The sequence below is a fragment of the Klebsiella sp. I138 genome, from assembly GCF_051131765.1.
Taxonomy (GTDB): domain Bacteria; phylum Pseudomonadota; class Gammaproteobacteria; order Enterobacterales; family Enterobacteriaceae; genus Klebsiella.
In genome coordinates, this window is record NZ_CP180447.1 from 5,035,929 (window position 1) to 5,052,215 (window position 16,287).

At 56.5% G+C, this 16,287-nt stretch carries 17 protein-coding genes; 9 read left to right on the forward strand and 8 right to left on the reverse strand.

Going from position 1 to position 16,287, the window contains the following annotated elements; genetic code table 11:
* Positions 1-48 precede the first annotated feature (48 nt).
* The 4 genes from gcvT to ACMYSK_RS23630 all read left to right on the forward strand — a co-directional run bounded on the left by gcvT (position 49) and on the right by ACMYSK_RS23630 (position 5,344).
* Positions 49-1,143, forward strand: a complete 1,095-nt coding sequence (gene gcvT / locus ACMYSK_RS23615) for a glycine cleavage system aminomethyltransferase GcvT (RefSeq protein ID WP_434638851.1) — start codon at positions 49-51, stop codon at positions 1,141-1,143.
* A gap of 23 nt (positions 1,144-1,166) precedes the next feature.
* Positions 1,167-1,556, forward strand: a complete 390-nt coding sequence (gene gcvH / locus ACMYSK_RS23620; RefSeq protein ID WP_123756549.1) for a glycine cleavage system protein GcvH — start codon at positions 1,167-1,169, stop codon at positions 1,554-1,556.
* Between the two features lie 111 nt (positions 1,557-1,667).
* Positions 1,668-4,541 (forward strand): aminomethyl-transferring glycine dehydrogenase, encoded by a 2,874-nt coding sequence (gene gcvP, locus ACMYSK_RS23625; protein WP_434638852.1) that lies wholly within the window; start codon positions 1,668-1,670, stop codon positions 4,539-4,541.
* 59 nt (positions 4,542-4,600) lie between these two features.
* Positions 4,601-5,344, forward strand: a complete 744-nt coding sequence (locus tag ACMYSK_RS23630; RefSeq protein WP_434638854.1) for an SDR family oxidoreductase — start codon at positions 4,601-4,603, stop codon at positions 5,342-5,344.
* Positions 5,345-5,513: 169 nt separating this feature from the next.
* On the opposite strand, the gene ACMYSK_RS23635 is transcribed toward ACMYSK_RS23630, so the two are convergent.
* From ACMYSK_RS23635 to ACMYSK_RS23660, 6 genes are all read right to left on the reverse strand, one after another.
* Complete coding sequence (locus tag ACMYSK_RS23635; protein ID WP_434638856.1) at positions 5,514-6,014, reverse strand: protein disulfide oxidoreductase; 501 nt, start codon at positions 6,012-6,014, stop codon at positions 5,514-5,516.
* Positions 6,004-6,615: a DsbA family protein gene (locus tag ACMYSK_RS23640; RefSeq protein ID WP_434638858.1), complete on the reverse strand. Its 612-nt coding sequence runs from the start codon at positions 6,613-6,615 to the stop codon at positions 6,004-6,006. Before ACMYSK_RS23640 ends, ACMYSK_RS23635 begins: the two co-directional genes overlap by 11 nt.
* A 2-nt stretch (positions 6,616-6,617) precedes the next feature.
* Positions 6,618-8,627, reverse strand: coding sequence for a protein-disulfide reductase DsbD family protein (locus tag ACMYSK_RS23645; protein ID WP_434638859.1), 2,010 nt, complete (start codon positions 8,625-8,627; stop codon positions 6,618-6,620).
* Between the two features lie 48 nt (positions 8,628-8,675).
* The gene (locus tag ACMYSK_RS23650; RefSeq protein WP_434638860.1) at positions 8,676-9,035 is read right to left on the reverse strand and encodes a copper resistance protein; all 360 of its coding nucleotides are present in this window, start codon (positions 9,033-9,035) and stop codon (positions 8,676-8,678) included.
* 134 nt (positions 9,036-9,169) lie between these two features.
* Positions 9,170-10,603, reverse strand: coding sequence for a 6-phospho-beta-glucosidase (locus ACMYSK_RS23655; RefSeq protein ID WP_434638861.1), 1,434 nt, complete (start codon positions 10,601-10,603; stop codon positions 9,170-9,172).
* A gap of 119 nt (positions 10,604-10,722) precedes the next feature.
* Positions 10,723-11,451 carry a MurR/RpiR family transcriptional regulator gene (locus ACMYSK_RS23660; RefSeq protein ID WP_434644313.1) on the reverse strand — a complete coding sequence of 243 codons (729 nt, stop codon included), beginning with the start codon at positions 11,449-11,451 and terminating at the stop codon, positions 10,723-10,725.
* Between the two features lie 49 nt (positions 11,452-11,500).
* On the opposite strand from ACMYSK_RS23660, the gene yqfB reads away from it, so the two are divergent.
* Together yqfB and trhA are read left to right on the forward strand one after the other, a co-directional pair.
* Complete coding sequence (gene yqfB / locus ACMYSK_RS23665; RefSeq protein WP_434638862.1) at positions 11,501-11,812, forward strand: N(4)-acetylcytidine aminohydrolase; 312 nt, start codon at positions 11,501-11,503, stop codon at positions 11,810-11,812.
* Between the two features lie 161 nt (positions 11,813-11,973).
* Positions 11,974-12,633 carry a PAQR family membrane homeostasis protein TrhA gene (gene trhA / locus ACMYSK_RS23670; protein ID WP_434638863.1) on the forward strand — a complete coding sequence of 220 codons (660 nt, stop codon included), beginning with the start codon at positions 11,974-11,976 and terminating at the stop codon, positions 12,631-12,633.
* Between the two features lie 113 nt (positions 12,634-12,746).
* Here trhA and ygfZ read toward each other — a convergent pair whose 3' ends face one another.
* Complete coding sequence (gene ygfZ, locus ACMYSK_RS23675) at positions 12,747-13,730, reverse strand: tRNA-modifying protein YgfZ (protein ID WP_434638864.1); 984 nt, start codon at positions 13,728-13,730, stop codon at positions 12,747-12,749.
* Positions 13,731-14,027: 297 nt separating this feature from the next.
* Here ygfZ and sdhE point away from each other — a divergent pair, with 297 nt between their 5' ends.
* Entirely contained in the window at positions 14,028-14,294 is a 267-nt protein-coding gene (gene sdhE, locus ACMYSK_RS23680) for an FAD assembly factor SdhE (protein WP_434638865.1), read from the forward strand.
* Entirely contained in the window at positions 14,275-14,685 is a 411-nt protein-coding gene (locus ACMYSK_RS23685; protein WP_434638866.1) for a protein YgfX, read from the forward strand. Before sdhE ends, ACMYSK_RS23685 begins: the two co-directional genes overlap by 20 nt.
* 5 nt (positions 14,686-14,690) lie before the next feature.
* Here ACMYSK_RS23685 and fldB read toward each other — a convergent pair whose 3' ends face one another.
* Positions 14,691-15,212, reverse strand: a complete 522-nt coding sequence (gene fldB, locus ACMYSK_RS23690) for a flavodoxin FldB (protein ID WP_434638868.1) — start codon at positions 15,210-15,212, stop codon at positions 14,691-14,693.
* Positions 15,213-15,389: 177 nt separating this feature from the next.
* On the opposite strand from fldB, the gene xerD reads away from it, so the two are divergent.
* Complete coding sequence (gene xerD / locus ACMYSK_RS23695) at positions 15,390-16,286, forward strand: site-specific tyrosine recombinase XerD (RefSeq protein WP_434644315.1); 897 nt, start codon at positions 15,390-15,392, stop codon at positions 16,284-16,286.
* Position 16,287: the final 1 nt, after the last annotated feature.

Sequence of the window (16,287 nt, forward strand, 5' to 3'; positions counted from 1 at the left end):
CCACCGCCCAAAATAGTAGCTGGTTCCGTTTTATTCGATGAGGAAAAGATGGCTCAACAGACTCCGTTGTATGAACAACACACGCTGTGCGGCGCTCGCATGGTGGACTTCCATGGCTGGATGATGCCGCTACATTACGGTTCCCAGATTGATGAGCACCACGCGGTGCGAGGCGATGCCGGTATGTTCGATGTCTCGCACATGACCATCGTCGACTTCCACGGCAGCCGCATTCGGGAGTTCCTGCGCTATCTGCTGGCTAACGATGTCGCGAAGCTCACGGTACCCGGTAAAGCGCTGTATACCGGAATGCTTACCGCATCCGCCGGCGTCATCGATGACCTGATTGTCTATTTCCTTGCCGAAGATTATTTCCGCCTCGTTGTGAACTCCGCCACCCGTGAAAAAGACCTCGCCTGGATTACCCAGCAGGCTGAACCCTATGGCCTTGAGATGACCGTCCGCGACGATCTTTCTCTGATTGCCGTACAGGGGCCGCAGGCGAAAGCGAAAGCGGCAACGCTGTTCACCGACGCACAGCGTCAGGCCGTAGAAGGGATGAAACCCTTCTTTGGCGTGCAGACCGGCGATCTGTTTATTGCGACGACCGGCTATACCGGCGAAGCCGGATATGAAATCGCTCTGCCGAATGAGCAGGCGGCTGATTTCTGGCGTGGCCTGCTGGACGCGGGCGTGAAGCCTTGCGGTCTGGGCGCTCGCGATACCCTGCGTCTGGAAGCGGGGATGAACCTGTATGGCCAGGAGATGGATGAAAGTATCTCTCCGCTGGCGGCCAATATGGGGTGGACCATCGCCTGGGAACCCGCAGATCGCCCGTTCATCGGTCGTGAAGCGCTGGAACTGCAGCGAGAAAGAGGTACCGAGCAGCTGGTGGGTCTGGTGATGACCGAGAAAGGCGTGCTGCGCGGCGGCCTGCCGGTGCGTTTTGCCGATGCTGACGGTAATCAGAAAGAAGGTATTATCACCAGCGGCACCTTCTCCCCGACGCTGGGCTACAGTATTGCGCTGGCGCGCGTACCGGCCGGCATCGGTGATACGGCCATTGTGCAGATTCGCAACCGCGAAATGCCGGTAAAAGTGACTAAACCTGTTTTTGTACGCAACGGCAAAGCCGTGGTGTGATTCCCTTTTTTGGAGATTAATTGATGAGCAACGTACCAGCAGAACTGAAATACAGTAAAGAACACGAATGGCTGCGCAAAGAAGCTGACGGTACCTACACCGTCGGGATCACCGAACACGCCCAGGAGCTGCTTGGCGATATGGTTTTCGTCGATCTGCCGGACGTCGGTGCGACCGTTGAAGCGGGCGACGACTGCGCGGTTGCCGAATCGGTGAAAGCGGCATCAGATATTTATGCCCCGGTTAGCGGTGAAATCGTAGCAGTGAACGAAGAGCTGAACGACTCTCCGGAGCTGGTGAACAGCGACCCGTATGCTGACGGCTGGATCTTTAAAATTAAGGCCAGCGATGAAGCTCAGGTTGCGGCCCTGTTGGATGCGGCAGCCTATGCGGCGCTGCTGGAAAACGAATAAAGACGTTGCCCTCACGCTGCTGGCATCTGCTGCCGGCAGCGTGAACGATTTTGCCTGTTCAGGTAAGTAAAGACACATACGATTCACTGCACGTTTCAGGAACCATCGCTCATGACTCAGACTTTAGGTCAGCTTGAAAACCGCGGCGCCTTTATTGAACGTCACATCGGCCCGGATGCTCAGCAACAGCAAGAGATGCTGAACACCGTCGGCGCCGATTCGCTTAACGCCCTGATCGGCCAGATTGTGCCGCAGGATATTCAGCTGGCGACACCCCCTCAGGTAGGGGACGCGACCACCGAATTCGCCGCGCTGGCGGAACTGAAGGCGATAGCCGGTCGTAACAAGCGCTTCAAGTCTTACATCGGCATGGGCTACACCGCCGTGCAGCTGCCGCCGGTTATTCAGCGTAATATGCTGGAAAACCCGGGCTGGTACACCGCCTACACGCCATATCAGCCAGAAGTTTCCCAGGGTCGCCTGGAATCTCTGCTCAACTTCCAGCAGGTGACTCTCGATCTGACCGGGCTGGATATTGCCTCCGCCTCGCTGCTGGATGAAGCCACCGCCGGTGCTGAAGCGATGGCGATGGCCAAACGCGTCAGCAAGCTGAAGAATGCGAACCGTTTCTTTGTTGCCGCCGATGTACATCCGCAGACCCTGGACGTGGTCCGAACCCGTGCTGAAACCTTCGGCTTTGATGTCATCGTCGATGATGCCGAAAAAGCTCTCGACCATCAGGACGTTTTTGGCGTGCTGCTGCAACAGGTTGGCACCACCGGCGAAATTCATGACTACAGCAAGCTGATTACCGAACTAAAAGCACGCAAAGTCGTGGTCAGCGTTGCCGCAGACTTTATGGCGCTGGTTCTGTTGACCGCGCCGGGCAAACAGGGGGCGGATATCGTTTTCGGTTCCGCTCAGCGTTTTGGCGTACCGATGGGCTACGGCGGCCCACACGCAGCCTTCTTTGCTGCGAAAGATGAATTTAAACGCTCAATGCCGGGCCGTATTATCGGCGTATCAAAAGATGCCGCCGGTAACACTGCACTGCGTATGGCGATGCAGACCCGCGAACAGCATATCCGTCGCGAGAAAGCGAACTCCAATATTTGTACCTCCCAGGTGCTGCTGGCAAACATCGCCAGTCTTTATGCGGTGTTCCACGGGCCAGAGGGCCTGAAACGCATCGCCAGTCGCATCCATCGTCTGACCGATATTCTGGCCGACGGCTTGCAGAAAAAAGGGTTGAAGCTGCGTCACGCCCACTACTTCGACACCCTGTGTGTAGAAGTGGCCGATAAAGCCGCGGTGCTGGCACGCGCTGAAGCGCTGGAAATTAATCTGCGTAGCGACATCCACAACGCCGTTGGCATCACGCTTGATGAAGCGACAACTCGTGAAGATGTACTGAACCTGTTCCGCGCCATTATTGGCGACGATCACGGTCTGGATATTGATACGCTGGATAAAGACGTGGCGCTCGACAGCCGTTCGATCCCGGAAAGCATGCTGCGTAACGATGCATTCCTGACGCACCCGGTGTTCAATTGCTACCACAGCGAAACCGAGATGATGCGCTACATGCACTCGCTGGAGCGCAAAGATCTGGCGCTGAATCAAGCAATGATCCCGCTGGGCTCCTGCACCATGAAGCTCAACGCCGCGGCGGAAATGATCCCGATCACCTGGCCGGAATTTGCTGAGCTGCACCCGTTCTGCCCGGCAGAGCAGGCAGAAGGCTACCATCAGATGATTGCCCAGCTTTCCGACTGGCTGGTCAAACTGACCGGCTATGACGCCGTCTGTATGCAGCCAAACTCCGGCGCGCAGGGCGAGTACGCGGGCCTGCTGGCGATTCGCCACTACCACGAGAGCCGCAATGAAGGCCATCGTGATATCTGCCTGATCCCAAGTTCGGCTCACGGTACCAACCCGGCGTCGGCGCAGATGGCCGGCATGCAGGTTGTTGTTGTTGCCTGTGATAAAAACGGCAACATCGATCTCGCGGATCTGCGCCTCAAGGCAGAGCAGGCGGGTGAGAACCTCTCTTGCATCATGGTGACCTACCCGTCAACCCACGGCGTTTACGAAGAGACTATCCGCGAAGTGTGCGAAATCGTGCATCAGTTCGGTGGTCAGGTTTACCTCGACGGCGCTAACATGAACGCCCAGGTTGGCATTACGTCACCGGGCTTCATCGGCGCGGATGTGTCGCACCTCAACCTGCATAAGACCTTCTGCATCCCGCACGGCGGCGGCGGCCCAGGTATGGGACCGATTGGCGTCAAAGCGCATCTGGCTCCGTTTGTTCCAGGCCATAGCGTGGTACAGATCGAAGGGATGCTGACCCGTCAGGGCGCCGTTTCCGCCGCACCGTTCGGCAGCGCTTCCATTCTGCCAATCAGCTGGATGTATATCCGAATGATGGGCGCCGAAGGGCTGAAGCAGGCGAGCCAGGTGGCAATCCTTAACGCCAACTATATCGCCACTCGTCTGAAAGATGCGTTCCCGGTGCTCTATACCGGCCGCGACGGCCGCGTGGCGCACGAATGTATTCTGGATATTCGTCCGCTGAAAGAAGAGACCGGCATCAGTGAGCTGGATATTGCCAAACGTCTGATCGACTTCGGTTTCCATGCGCCGACCATGTCCTTCCCGGTAGCCGGAACCCTGATGGTTGAGCCGACTGAATCGGAAAGCAAAGTTGAGCTGGACCGCTTCATCGACGCGATGCTGGCGATTCGCAGTGAAATCGACCGCGTGAAAGCCGGCGAGTGGCCGCTGGAAGATAACCCGCTGGTTAACGCCCCGCATACCCAGGGTGAGCTGGTGGCAGAATGGCATCATCCGTACACCCGCGAGCTGGCGGTATTCCCGGCAGGTCTGGCGAATAAATACTGGCCGACGGTGAAGCGTCTGGACGATGTCTACGGTGACCGTAACCTGTTCTGCTCTTGTGTACCGATGAGCGAATACCAGTAACGAACTGACTGGACTCTCTTTTAAAGGCGCTTCGGCGCCTTTATTTTTTGGGGAATATGATGGCTATAGCACTGATTACCGGCGCCAGCCGGGGAATTGGCAGGGCGACCGCACTGCTACTGGCGCAGGAAGGCTATACCGTGGTGGTCAATTATCACCACAATATCAATGCGGCGATGGAGGTGGTCAACGAGATTGCCGTCCTGGGCGGGAAAGCCGTGGCGCTGTGTGCAGATATCAGCGATGAAGGGCAGATCGTGACGATGTTTGACAGTATTGATAGCCTTGATGAGCCGTTGACGGCTTTGGTCAACAACGCGGGCATCCTGTTTACGCAAAGTACTATTGAAAACCTGACCGCCGAACGGATTAACCAGGTGCTGAGCACCAATGTTACCGGCTATTTCCTGTGTTGCCGGGAGGCGGTGAAGCGAATGTCGCACCGCCACGGTGGGAAAGGCGGGGCTATCGTGAATGTCTCATCGGCGGCATCGCGTCTGGGGGCGCCGGGGGAATATGTGGATTATGCCGCCTCGAAAGGTGCCGTGGACACGCTGACCACAGGGCTGTCGCTGGAAGTCGCGGCCCAGGGCATTCGCGTGAACGGTGTTCGTCCCGGTTTTATCTATACCGAGATGCATGCTTCGGGCGGTGAGCCTGGGCGGGTGGATCGGGTAAAAGCCGCGCTGCCGATGCAGCGCGGTGGTCAGCCAGAAGAGGTTGCCCAGGCGATTGCCTGGCTGTTGAGCGACAAGGCGTCCTATGTGACAGGCAGTTTCCTCGAACTGGCCGGCGGCAAATAACCCCCGGCCAACGGGAAACGCCGGGCTACAGGCGCCTTTGGCGCCAACCCGTCCCGGAGGTGGCGCGTTGCGCCTGTCCGGGCGACAAAACGTCAAACCGCACGGCCCCGTAGCCCGGTCAGCGCAGCGCCATCGGGGGATTTTCCGGCAGCCGTTTCATTAGCGAAGGTCAGGACGCCAGCCACAGCCGCAGGCGCATACCCCAGCCGCTGGTCCAGCCGGTGGTGACCGACTTGACCTCCCCGCGAGAGATAACGATAAGCGTTGGCGTAACCTGAACGTCCCACTGGCGCGAAAGGCCGCCGCTGGCGTCGTTAACCGTGGGTAACGCCATTTTTTTACGCGTCAGCCAGTGGTTCAGCGTGTCATCGTCACCGGAACGCAGCGCGACCGTTATCACATTGCCGCCGCTGTCCGCCAGCGCCGCCACGGATGGCGTTGTGTAACGACACACGCCGCACCAGGTCGCCCAGACGTAGACCAGCAGCGGACGCTGCTGGCTCATGGCGTTCAGGTCGACGGCGTTGCCGTCCAGCGTCCGCAGCGGCGTGCTGGTCAGATTTTGCGGTAGCGCGGGCTGGCGCAGATAATCCATGACCGCGATAAGCGCCCCGGCAAGCAGTAGCAGGATAACCAGCTCGCGCAGCCAGCGGCGTAATTTACTGGCCATCGGCTTTTGCCAGCTGCTCTTTCACCAGCCCCTCCAGGTCCTGATAAGGAATCGCACCGGCGACCATTTGATCGCCGATAATCGTTGCCGGGGTGCCCTGAATATTCAGTACCTGAGACAAAATCAGGTTCATCTTCAGCGAGTCCATTGTTTTATCATCGGTTTTTACCCCGTCGGTTGCCGTTTTCTGCTGCGCGGCGAGAATACTGGCATCGTCGTGGTAACCTTTTTTGGCCATCAAACGCTGGTGCAATGCCCAGAATTTATCCGGCTGCTGGCGCCATGTGGAGAGCGCGGCTTTGGCGGCGTTAACCGAGCTTTGCCCCTTAAACGGCAGCAGTTTCACAATCAGCAGTACGTCGGGGTTATCGTGAACGATCTTCTCCAGCATCGGGTCAAACTGTTTGCAGTACGGGCAGTTATAATCGGTAAATGAGACGATAGTCAGGCGCGGCGCCTTGGCCCCGAGCCGTGGGCTGTCAGGATCGTTAAACAGCAGCTTTGCCAGTTGATCGTTGGCGGAAGCATCCGGCTGTTCTGCCGGTGCCGCCAGGCTGAAGGTGGATACGCACAGCAGAAGTAATGCGGTGATGATTCTCATGATTATTGACCTTTTGCGTCGGACAGGGTGGCGAGAAGATCGTCGCGGCTGAGCAGCGGAGGCAGCACGCGGCCCTGCGGTAATCCCGGTCCGTAAATTTGATTGAAGGGAACGGCGGCGCTGCCGCGAGTGGTCAGGAAGCGGCTGATAGTTTCTGATGGACGACTCCAGTCACCACGCAGGGCTACCACGTCCGGTTCGGACAGCGCGCTTTGCACGTCATCGCGCAGCAGCACGTTGTATTTATTGGCTTTACAGGTGACACACCAGTCGGCGGTGACGTCGATAAACAGCCGCTTATTGTTAGCCAGCGCATCGCTTATCGCCTGTTCGCTCAGCGGCTGCCAGTTCACGCGGTCGCGTCGTGACGCCTGACCGTCAGGCTGGGACAGAAAAGTGGCGGTCCCGGCGACCACTAGCATCAGGGCACCTGCCTTCAGCGCGGTGCGCCAGCGGTAGCGCCACAGCGTCGCCAGCAAAAGCGCAACGGCGAGGAATGCCGTCAGGGCGGCAACCGGCATCCGGCCGAGATGCACCGTCAGCAGGCTAATCAGCCATACCGACGACCCTAGCATCATCAATCCGAGTACCACGCGCAGGACGTTCATCCAACGCCCAGGGCGCGGCAGATGACGGGCGAAGCCAGGCCAGGCGGCAACCAGCAGCCACGGTAAACTCATACCTAGCCCCATGGCGAAGAATATGCCCCACAGCAGCGGCAGTGGCGCCACCAGCGCGACCGAAACGGCGGTGCCGAGAAACGGTGCCGTGCAGGGTGTGGCCAGCAGCGTTGCAAAGGCGCCCTGCCAGAAATGGCCGATCAGGCCATTGCCGCCGCGGGTGGCCAGAAACGTGCTGGTGCTGGAGGAGAGGCGAATGTCAAACAGGCCCAGCAGGCTGGCGCTGAACAGCACCATCACCAGCGCCATCGCGCCGATAAACCACGGGTTCTGGAACTGAATACCCCAGCCCAACGCCTGATTTCCCAGACGAAGCAGGGTCATCATCAACGCCAGCGCCAGAAATGACGCTACGATCCCGCAGACCGAAGCCAGAAACTGACGGCGTACGGTTCCGCGTTCGCGAGTCCCGGTTTGCACCAGCGACCCGAGCTTCATGCCCAGCACCGGCAGAACGCAGGGCATAACGTTGAGAATCAGCCCGCCTGCCAGCGCCATCAGCATAACCCACCAGAGAGCCGGTGCCTGCGCCGGGACGCCCTCGTCAATATTCAGCGCGCTCTCCTGTGCCAGCCCGTCGTCGGCAAGCACCAGCGACAGGCGTTTACCGCTCAGGTTCGGCGCCGCTTCACCCCAGCTGTCGGTGACCGGGATCTGCGCGACAAGGGTATTGCCATTCAGCGAGAAGGTCGGTTTGCCAAAATCGACGTTTTCCATGCTGTCGATAAACAGCGACGGCTGTTGCCAGCCGGCCTCCCGAACGGCGGTAACCGTAAGTTTTCCACTGCTATAGGCAGAGCTCAGCCGGGAGGTCAGGCCGTCCGAGCGCGGCAGCGTACCCAGCGCTCGGGTGAAATCATAGGCAAAACCGTCTTCCGCTGGGGAAGTCATATCCAGTGAAAAGGGATAGTCGGTCAGGATGCAGACATTGCTACAGGTGGAAAGCGTCAGCACACCGCTTAAGGTCTGCGGCACCTGGCCGCGGATGTCCAGCGGAAAGCTGACGTTACCGTGATAGCCCTGGGTGGATATCCCCGCGACGTCAAAGCGCTGCGGCGTTGGCCAGTGCCAGTTGACGTCCAGCGGCGTTTTCCAGGTGATAGCAGGGGCAATACCGCCTTCCCCGGGGGATCGCCAGTAGGTTTTCCAGCCTTTTTCCAGCGCGACATCCAGCAGCAGACGCGTTGCGCCGCCGTCTTCGTTCTGCGCACGCAGCCGGACGCTGGCGTGTTGATTATCGGCGGCGCGTAGCCAGCCGCTGTCGGCGGCCTGGCTGACGGGCAGCCATAGCCAAAGCAGGCAGACCAGTAGCCGCCTGAATACCATAAGCATAAATTTTCTCCGTAAATGATTGATTAACCTGAACTGTCAGGGAAATCCTCATTCACGGAAGACGCACAATCGCAAATGCACCCGTAGCCGGGGAGGAGAAATAACGCGGGGAGGCCAGAGACGCACGATGCGCGGCGGTATCGCCGCCAGCACCGTCAGCAGCAGTGCGATGGCAAACAATGCACCTTCAAACAGCACCGGCGGTGCGGCCAGGAGTGATTTCGCGCTCAGCTCGCAGGGCGTCACCGGCGCTTCGGCATTGTCTGAATTCTGCTGGGTTGATTGCGTCACGGCGGTGGCATTCATGACAAGCGCATGCAGCCCGGCCATACGCTGAGCGGTGCATATCAGCACCACCAGACAGGCAAGGGCTACAAGAAGAATGGCTTTTCGCTGTCGCTTAATCATTTTCGCCTCAATAATTCACGAGGCTTATCTTATCGGGCGAACGCGTTTTAGCAATGTTAATGCTGTAAAGAAGTGTCTGTAAGACGGGCTCTTTCCCTCTCCCCTGGCGAGGAGAGGGCAGAAGCGAGTCGAGATCAGAGGTTCTCACCGTTGCTGGCAATCACCTCTTTGTACCAGTTGAAGCTTTTCTTACGCGAGCGGGACATGTCGCCGGTACCGTCATCATGTTTGTTCACGTAGATAAAGCCATAGCGCTTACTGTACTGGCCGGTGGTAAAGGAGACGCAGTCGATACAGCCCCACGGGGTGTAGCCCATCAGTTCAACGCCGTCGTAGGTCACCGCCTTGATCATCTCTTCCACATGCGCGCGCAGGTAGTCGATACGGTAGTCATCATTGATGCTGCCATCTTCTTCCACTTTGTCGTAAGCACCAAAACCGTTTTCGACGATAAACAGCGGCTTCTGGTAGCGCTCGTACAGTTCGCACAGCGAGTAGCGCAGCCCCACCGGGTCAATCTGCCAGCCCCAGTCGGAGGCTTTGACGTGTGGGTTCGGGACGCTGCCTTCGAAGCCGGAGATAGCATCGCCACTACCGCCTTCCGCTTTGACTGCGTTAGTCATGTAGTAGCTGAATCCAAGGTAATCGCAGGTCCCTTCACGCAGGATCTGCTCGTCGCCCTCGTCCATGATGATGTTGAAACCGCGGCGCTCCCACTCGTTAAGGATGTAGCTCGGGTAGTAGCCGCGCAGCTGCACATCGGTAAAGACGTAGCGCTCACGCATCGACTCCTGAGCGAACATCACGTCGTCAGGTTTGCAGGAGAACGGATAGAGTGCCACCATTGCCAGCATGCAGCCGACCTGCATTTGCGGATTGATCCGCCGTGCCGCCTTCACCGCCAGCGCGCTGGCAACGAACTGGTGATGCAGCACCTGGTACATGGTCTCTTCCGGGTTTTCATGGTCGGTATAGACCACGCCGGAGCAGCAGTAGCCGAACAGCGGGGCGCGCCAGTTACGCTGGTTGTTGATCTCGTTGAAGGTCATCCAGTATTTCACTTTGTGCTTATAGCGCTCGAAGACCACTTCGGCGAAGCGCACAAAGAAATCGACCACCTTGCGGTTGGTCCAGCCACCGTACTGCTGTACCAGATGCAGAGGCATTTCAAAGTGGGAGAGGGTGATGACCGGCTCGATGTTGTACTTCAGCAGCTCATCGAACATGTCGTCATAGAATTTCAGGCCGTCTTCGTTCGGCTGAGTTTCATCACCCTGCGGGAAGATACGGGTCCAGGCAATGGAAGTACGGAAGCACTTGAAGCCCATCTCAGCGAACAGCTTAATGTCTTCTTTATAGCGGCCGTGGAAGTCGATAGCTTCATGGTTCGGATAGTACTTCCCCGCTTCAACTTCATGAGTTATCTCGCGCGGAACACCGTGGGCGCCGCCGGTCAGCACATCGCAAATGCTTGGGCCTTTGCCCTCTTTATTCCAGCCGCCTTCAACCTGATGAGCGGCGACCGCGCCGCCCCATAAAAAGTCTTTCGGTAAAGTGATTTTTTTCATCTTTGTTAGTCTCATCAAATAGCATCTGATTTTGAGTCTAACAAAGGGAATATAAATGTCACGATATAACAATTCCCGCTACGTGGAATATGTTACATCGAAAAAACAAGGTGTTATTTTCAGGCTAGCTTACGGGCTAACTTACGTCCCAACGACTCCAGAATATATATGACCGGTATTTGGGTGGTTATATCATAGACGCCACCGATGCGCGTTTGCGGCACGTGCCAGGAGAGGTTGAAGTCTGCAAGCTTTGCCAGACGCGAGTGTTCATGGCTGGTGACCGACATCACCTTGCAGTTATGCAGGCTGAACTGGCTGGCAAAGCGCAGAATCTCTTCGGTCTCCCCGGAAACGGACAGGACGATCGCCAGCGCGTTACGGGCCATATCGTTGGTCACCGGGAAATAAGGGTCATCAATGTGGTTACTGAATTTTCCGACGTTGGAGAAAAACCGTGCGCCATATTTTGCGAGGGCGCCTGAGGTGCCAGCACCAACAAATATAATACGTTCTGAAGCCAGAATAATATCGACGGCACGGTCGAGTAAATCATCAAATTCGTCATTGTTAACGCTTTTAAAAAAACTCATAATTTCACTGGCGCCGATATTTGCCTGTTGAGGCTCGTTCTGCTCCAGATATAATTTAAAGCGTACGCGAAACTCCGAGTATCCTTCGCACTGCAGTTTGCGGCAAAAGCGCAGGACGGTGGTCGTGGAGACCCCGGCGGCTTCTGCCAGCTCGCGGATGGTCATATACATCACTTTGTCACGATTTTTAATGACGTAGTGGTAGACCATCATCTCAAGATTATTGAGACTGGCGATCGCGGCGTGGGAGAACATACTCACAGTAATAACTCACAATTCATAATGACCAGGATGGAATTATACCATGCAGCCGAATGACATAACCTTTTTTCAGCGCTTTCAGGATGACATCCTCGCCGGGCGCAAAACCATCACGATTCGTAATGCCGCCGAATCGCATTTTAAAACCGGTGACGTGCTGCGCGTCGGACGCTATGAAGATAACGGCTATTTTTGCACGATTAGCGTGGTAGCCACGTCCACAGTGACGCTTGATACGCTCACGGAACGGCACGCCGAGCAGGAGAATATGACCCTGGCACAACTGCGGCAGGTGATCACCGAAATCTATCCTGGCGAAGACCAGTTTTATGTAATTGAATTCAAAAGACTTTGATAGAACAGCGAACGACTGTTAGTTGAAATTTTAATGTAACATTATGATTTTATAGTGTTTACAAATATTCATCGTTTTATTTTAGCTAACAGGTGTTCACTGGAATCATTCTCAGTTACCCTAAGTGAGCATTGAAAGCGTTCTTGTTTTCGGAGTCAAATATGGTTCGTAAACCATTAATCACGCAGGGTTATTCTTTGGCAGAGGAAGTTGCCAACAGCATCAGTCACGGAATCGGTTTGGTGTTTGGTATCGTCGGCCTGGTCCTCCTGCTGGTGCAGGCGGTGGACAGTAACGCCAGCGCCACGGCGATAACCAGCTACAGTCTGTACGGCGGCAGCATGATTATGCTGTTCCTTGCCTCCACGCTCTATCATGCTATTCCCCATCAGCGGGCCAAGCTGTGGCTGAAAAAATTCGACCACTGTGCCATCTATCTGCTGATTGCGGGTACCTACACGCCTTTTCTACTGGTGGGGCTCAATTCACCGCTCTCGCGCGGCCTGATGATTGTTATCTGGAGCCTGGCGTTGCTGGGGATCTTGTTTAAGCTCACCATCGCGCACCGCTTTAAGATTCTCTCGCTGGTGACCTATCTGACGATGGGCTGGCTGTCGCTCATTGTGGTGTATCAGCTGGCTATCAAACTGGCGGCAGGTGGCGTAACGCTGCTGGCGGTTGGCGGGGTGGTTTATTCGCTGGGGGTTATCTTCTACGTCTGCAAACGCATTCCTTACAACCATGCAATCTGGCACGGTTTTGTGCTCGGCGGCAGCGTATGTCACTTCCTGGCGATCTATTTATACGTCGGCCAGGTGTAAATAAAACATCGCATCATCGGGTAACTCCCCGGCGGCGGGGCAACAGGCCCGTGCAGTCCGGGGGGGCCGCCCGGGTAATAGCATCAGCATCGCGATTACCCGGAAACGGAAATCTATTCTTCTTCCAGCGAGTACGGCAGCGGGACGATGCTCAATGTGCCGGCATCGTCGCGCACGCGAAATACGCTGTCCGGCTCCATATCATTGTTCATCACCACCTGCACCAGCAGATGACCATCATCCAGCAGCACGGCTGCCAGCACGGTACCGGTTCGCCGCCAGTTTTCGCCCATCTTCAGCTCAAGATCTTCTCCGGCTTCCGGGACGCGGCTCGCTTTACCGGCCAGATACCACAGTGCGCGCTTATTTGCGCCGCGGAATTTCGCCCGGGCAACCATCTCCTGACCGGTATAGCAGCCTTTTTTAAAGCTGATGCCGCCCAACGCCTGCAGGTTAGTGGCCTGCGGAATAAACTGTGCGCTGTTGGCACTGTCAATGATCGGCAGACCGGCTTCGATGTTCAGCGCCAGCCACTGCTGGCTGTTGTTCATCTGCGCATCGCTGCGTAGCGCTTCGGCTACGCGAGCCGCGGTTTCAACGTCGGTGACCAGCAGGAAACGCTCCGCCGGGTGCTCAAACCACAGCAGGCTGGTAGCGCCGTCGGTGATGAGCGGCTTATCGCGGCCTGGAAGTTCGCTGAACAGCGGAGCCAGCGCGGCGCGCGCCTGGAAGCCGGCAACGCCAAGCAGGACGTGTTCGTCATCGGCGGCAATGGTCACTTTAGAGAACACCGCATATTTTTTCAGCTCGGTGAGCTGCGTATCGCGCAGGCTGCGGCGTTCAATCCAGGCAAAACCACCGTCACGGCGGAAGACCCGCAGGTTGCTCCACATCTTGCCCTTTGCATCACAGTGCGCGGCAAGCAGGTGCTGATCGTCGGTCAATGCACTGACATCGGCGGTAATCTGCCCCTGCAGATACTTCTCGCCATCCTGACCGGTTATCGTCGCCAGCGCCCAGTCATCCAGCGTCATCAGCGTTAACGGCAGACGAGCGGAAGAAGAAGGCTGACGCGGAGGAAAAGGTGTAAAAGCCATAGTCATGTCCTGAATAGCTTAACGCAGAGTGAATGACTAATGGTAAAAGAGCTATGGTGCAATGCAAGCGCTTTTGGCAGGCCATTTGTGCCCTGAAAGCACAAATGGAGAAACAAAGGCGAAAGATAAGTCCATAGTCCAGATGGGGTTTTTATGGAATGGCGTTCTCTGTTCTCGATATTGCTGTAAAGTAAGTGCAAAAAACGGGTTAAACTAACCTATCAACAACGTTTTTTCAGGCTGCCTTCCGGCGACCTGAAGGACGAAGTATGTATATCTTTATGCTGGAAGGACAACATGGACATTACTAATAAATCCCGCATCCACTGGGCATGCCGCCGGGGTATGCGTGAGCTCGATATCTCTATCATGCCGTTTTTCGAGTATGAGTACGATACGCTCAGTGATGAAGACAAGCTGCTGTTCATTCGCCTGTTAGAAAACGACGATCCTGATCTGTTTAACTGGCTGATGAATCATGGCGAACCAGCCGATGCTCAACTGCAACGGATGGTAAAATTAATCCAGACTCGGAATCGGGAACGTGGTCCTGTGGCAATCTGATTTACGCATTTCCTGGCGTTCGCAGTGGTTCTCGCTGCTGCTGCACGGCATTGTCGCCGCTATCGTGCTACTGATGCCGTGGCCGCTGAGCTACACACCGCTATGGCTGTTGCTGCTGTCGCTGGTGGTATTCGACTGCGTGCGCAGCCAGCGGCGGATCCACGCCTGTCAGGGCGAAATAAAGCTGATGACCGATGCGCGTTTGCGTTGGCAAAAGGCGGAGTGGGATATTGTCGGCACGCCGTGGGTGATTAATAGCGGGATGCTGCTGCGCCTGCAGGACGTGCAAACGCGCCGTAGCCAGCACCTGTGGATTGCCGCAGACAGTATGGATGCTAAAGAGTGGCGAGATCTGCGCCGGTTGGTCTTACAAAACCCGGCGCACGATTAACCGAATCAGGCGAACTGCTCAGCCATTTCGCCAAGGATTTGCTCACACCAGTTCTGGATGCGATCGTCGCTCAGGTCATACTGGTTTGTCTCATCAAGCGCCAGGCCAACGAACAGCTGGCCATCGGCAATAATCGGTTTCTGGCTGGTGAACTCATAGCCTTCCGTCGGCCAGTAACCGATAAACTTAACGCCTCTGGTGCTCAGCTTGTCGTGCAGCATCCCCAGCGCATCAAGGAACCACTCGCCGTAACCCAACTGGTCACCCATGCCATACAGCGCCACAATTTTATCCTGCAGATCCAGCTCATCCAGCTGCTGCCAGATGGCCTCCCAGTCTTCCTGAATTTCGCCGAAATCCCACGTCGGGATGCCGAGAATCAGTACGTCGTACTGTGTCATCAGGGAAGGGGAATCATCTTTCAGGTTATGCAGCGTGACTAATTCCGGGCCGATGATATCGCGAATCTTCTCCGCAGCCATTTCGGTATAGCAGGTGCTGGAGCCGTAAAAAAGACCTATGTTCATGGGGTAAACATCTCAATTCATGCGGTGACTTTGCGGCTAGTTTATCAGAAAGCCGCCGCCAGCCGCATACTTAAGGAGGCCTGTCGGGGAGCAGGAAAAAACAGCGTGGCCGTTTTTGCCCAGCAGGGCCACTTATTTGGGTATACTGAAGCCGTTTTAACGAGCAAAGAGGCCGATGTGGAACAGGATCTCGCACGAATCGAACAGTTTCTTGATGCCTTGTGGCTGGAGCGCAATCTGGCGGAAAATACGCTCAGCGCCTACCGCCGGGATCTGACGATGGTCGTGGAATGGCTGCACCATCGCGGGTCGTCGTTGCGCGACGTTAGCGGAGAGGATCTCCAGACGCTGCTGGCCGAGAGGCAAACGGGGGGCTATAAAGCCACCAGTACCGCACGCCTGTTGAGCGCCGTGCGCCGTTTTTTCCAGCATCTGTATCGGGAAAAAGTCCGTCCGGACGATCCCAGTGTGCTGCTGGCATCGCCGAAACTGCCGCAGCGTCTGCCAAAAGATCTGAGTGAAGCTCAGGTCAATCGATTGTTGCAGGCGCCGCTGGTTGAGCAGCCTCTGGAGTTACGTGATAAAGCCATGCTTGAGGTGCTCTATGCGACCGGCCTGCGCGTATCGGAACTGGTTGGTCTGACGATGAGTGACATCAGCCTGCGTCAGGGCGTGCTGCGGGTTATCGGCAAAGGCAACAAAGAGCGGCTTGTTCCGCTTGGCGAAGAGGCGGTGCTGTGGGTCGAAAATTACCTGGAGTACGGGCGCCCCTGGCTGCTAAACGGCGTGGCATCCGATGTGCTTTTTCCTAGCCAGCGAGCGCAGCAAATGACGCGCCAGACGTTCTGGCATCGGATTAAGCACTATGCCGTGCAGGCGGGTATAGATAGCGAGAAGCTCTCCCCGCACGTATTACGCCATGCGTTTGCCACGCATTTACTCAACCATGGCGCAGATTTACGCGTGGTACAGATGCTGTTAGGACACAGCGATCTTTCAACGACGCAGATCTACACCCATGTAGCAACCGAGCGTCTGAGACAACTTCATCAGCAGCACCACCCGCGGGCGTGAG

Bases quoted from the DNA above. Each gene is read 5' to 3' on its own strand.
- ACMYSK_RS23640 (WP_434638858.1), bottom strand. From the start codon at position 6,615: ATGAGAATCATCACCGCATTACTTCTGCTGTGCGTATCCACCTTCAGC.
- sdhE (WP_434638865.1), top strand. From the start codon at position 14,028: ATGGACATTACTAATAAATCCCGCATCCACTGGGCATGCCGCCGGGGT.
- gcvT (WP_434638851.1), top strand. From the start codon at position 49: ATGGCTCAACAGACTCCGTTGTATGAACAACACACGCTGTGCGGCGCT.
- ACMYSK_RS23645 (WP_434638859.1), bottom strand. From the start codon at position 8,627: ATGCTTATGGTATTCAGGCGGCTACTGGTCTGCCTGCTTTGGCTATGG.
- ACMYSK_RS23660 (WP_434644313.1), bottom strand. From the start codon at position 11,451: ATGTTCTCCCACGCCGCGATCGCCAGTCTCAATAATCTTGAGATGATG.
- ACMYSK_RS23635 (WP_434638856.1), bottom strand. From the start codon at position 6,014: ATGGCCAGTAAATTACGCCGCTGGCTGCGCGAGCTGGTTATCCTGCTA.
- gcvP (WP_434638852.1), top strand. From the start codon at position 1,668: ATGACTCAGACTTTAGGTCAGCTTGAAAACCGCGGCGCCTTTATTGAA.
- trhA (WP_434638863.1), top strand. From the start codon at position 11,974: ATGGTTCGTAAACCATTAATCACGCAGGGTTATTCTTTGGCAGAGGAA.
- ACMYSK_RS23650 (WP_434638860.1), bottom strand. From the start codon at position 9,035: ATGATTAAGCGACAGCGAAAAGCCATTCTTCTTGTAGCCCTTGCCTGT.
- fldB (WP_434638868.1), bottom strand. From the start codon at position 15,212: ATGAACATAGGTCTTTTTTACGGCTCCAGCACCTGCTATACCGAAATG.
- ACMYSK_RS23630 (WP_434638854.1), top strand. From the start codon at position 4,601: ATGGCTATAGCACTGATTACCGGCGCCAGCCGGGGAATTGGCAGGGCG.
- gcvH (WP_123756549.1), top strand. From the start codon at position 1,167: ATGAGCAACGTACCAGCAGAACTGAAATACAGTAAAGAACACGAATGG.
- ygfZ (WP_434638864.1), bottom strand. From the start codon at position 13,730: ATGGCTTTTACACCTTTTCCTCCGCGTCAGCCTTCTTCTTCCGCTCGT.
- yqfB (WP_434638862.1), top strand. From the start codon at position 11,501: ATGCAGCCGAATGACATAACCTTTTTTCAGCGCTTTCAGGATGACATC.
- ACMYSK_RS23655 (WP_434638861.1), bottom strand. From the start codon at position 10,603: ATGAAAAAAATCACTTTACCGAAAGACTTTTTATGGGGCGGCGCGGTC.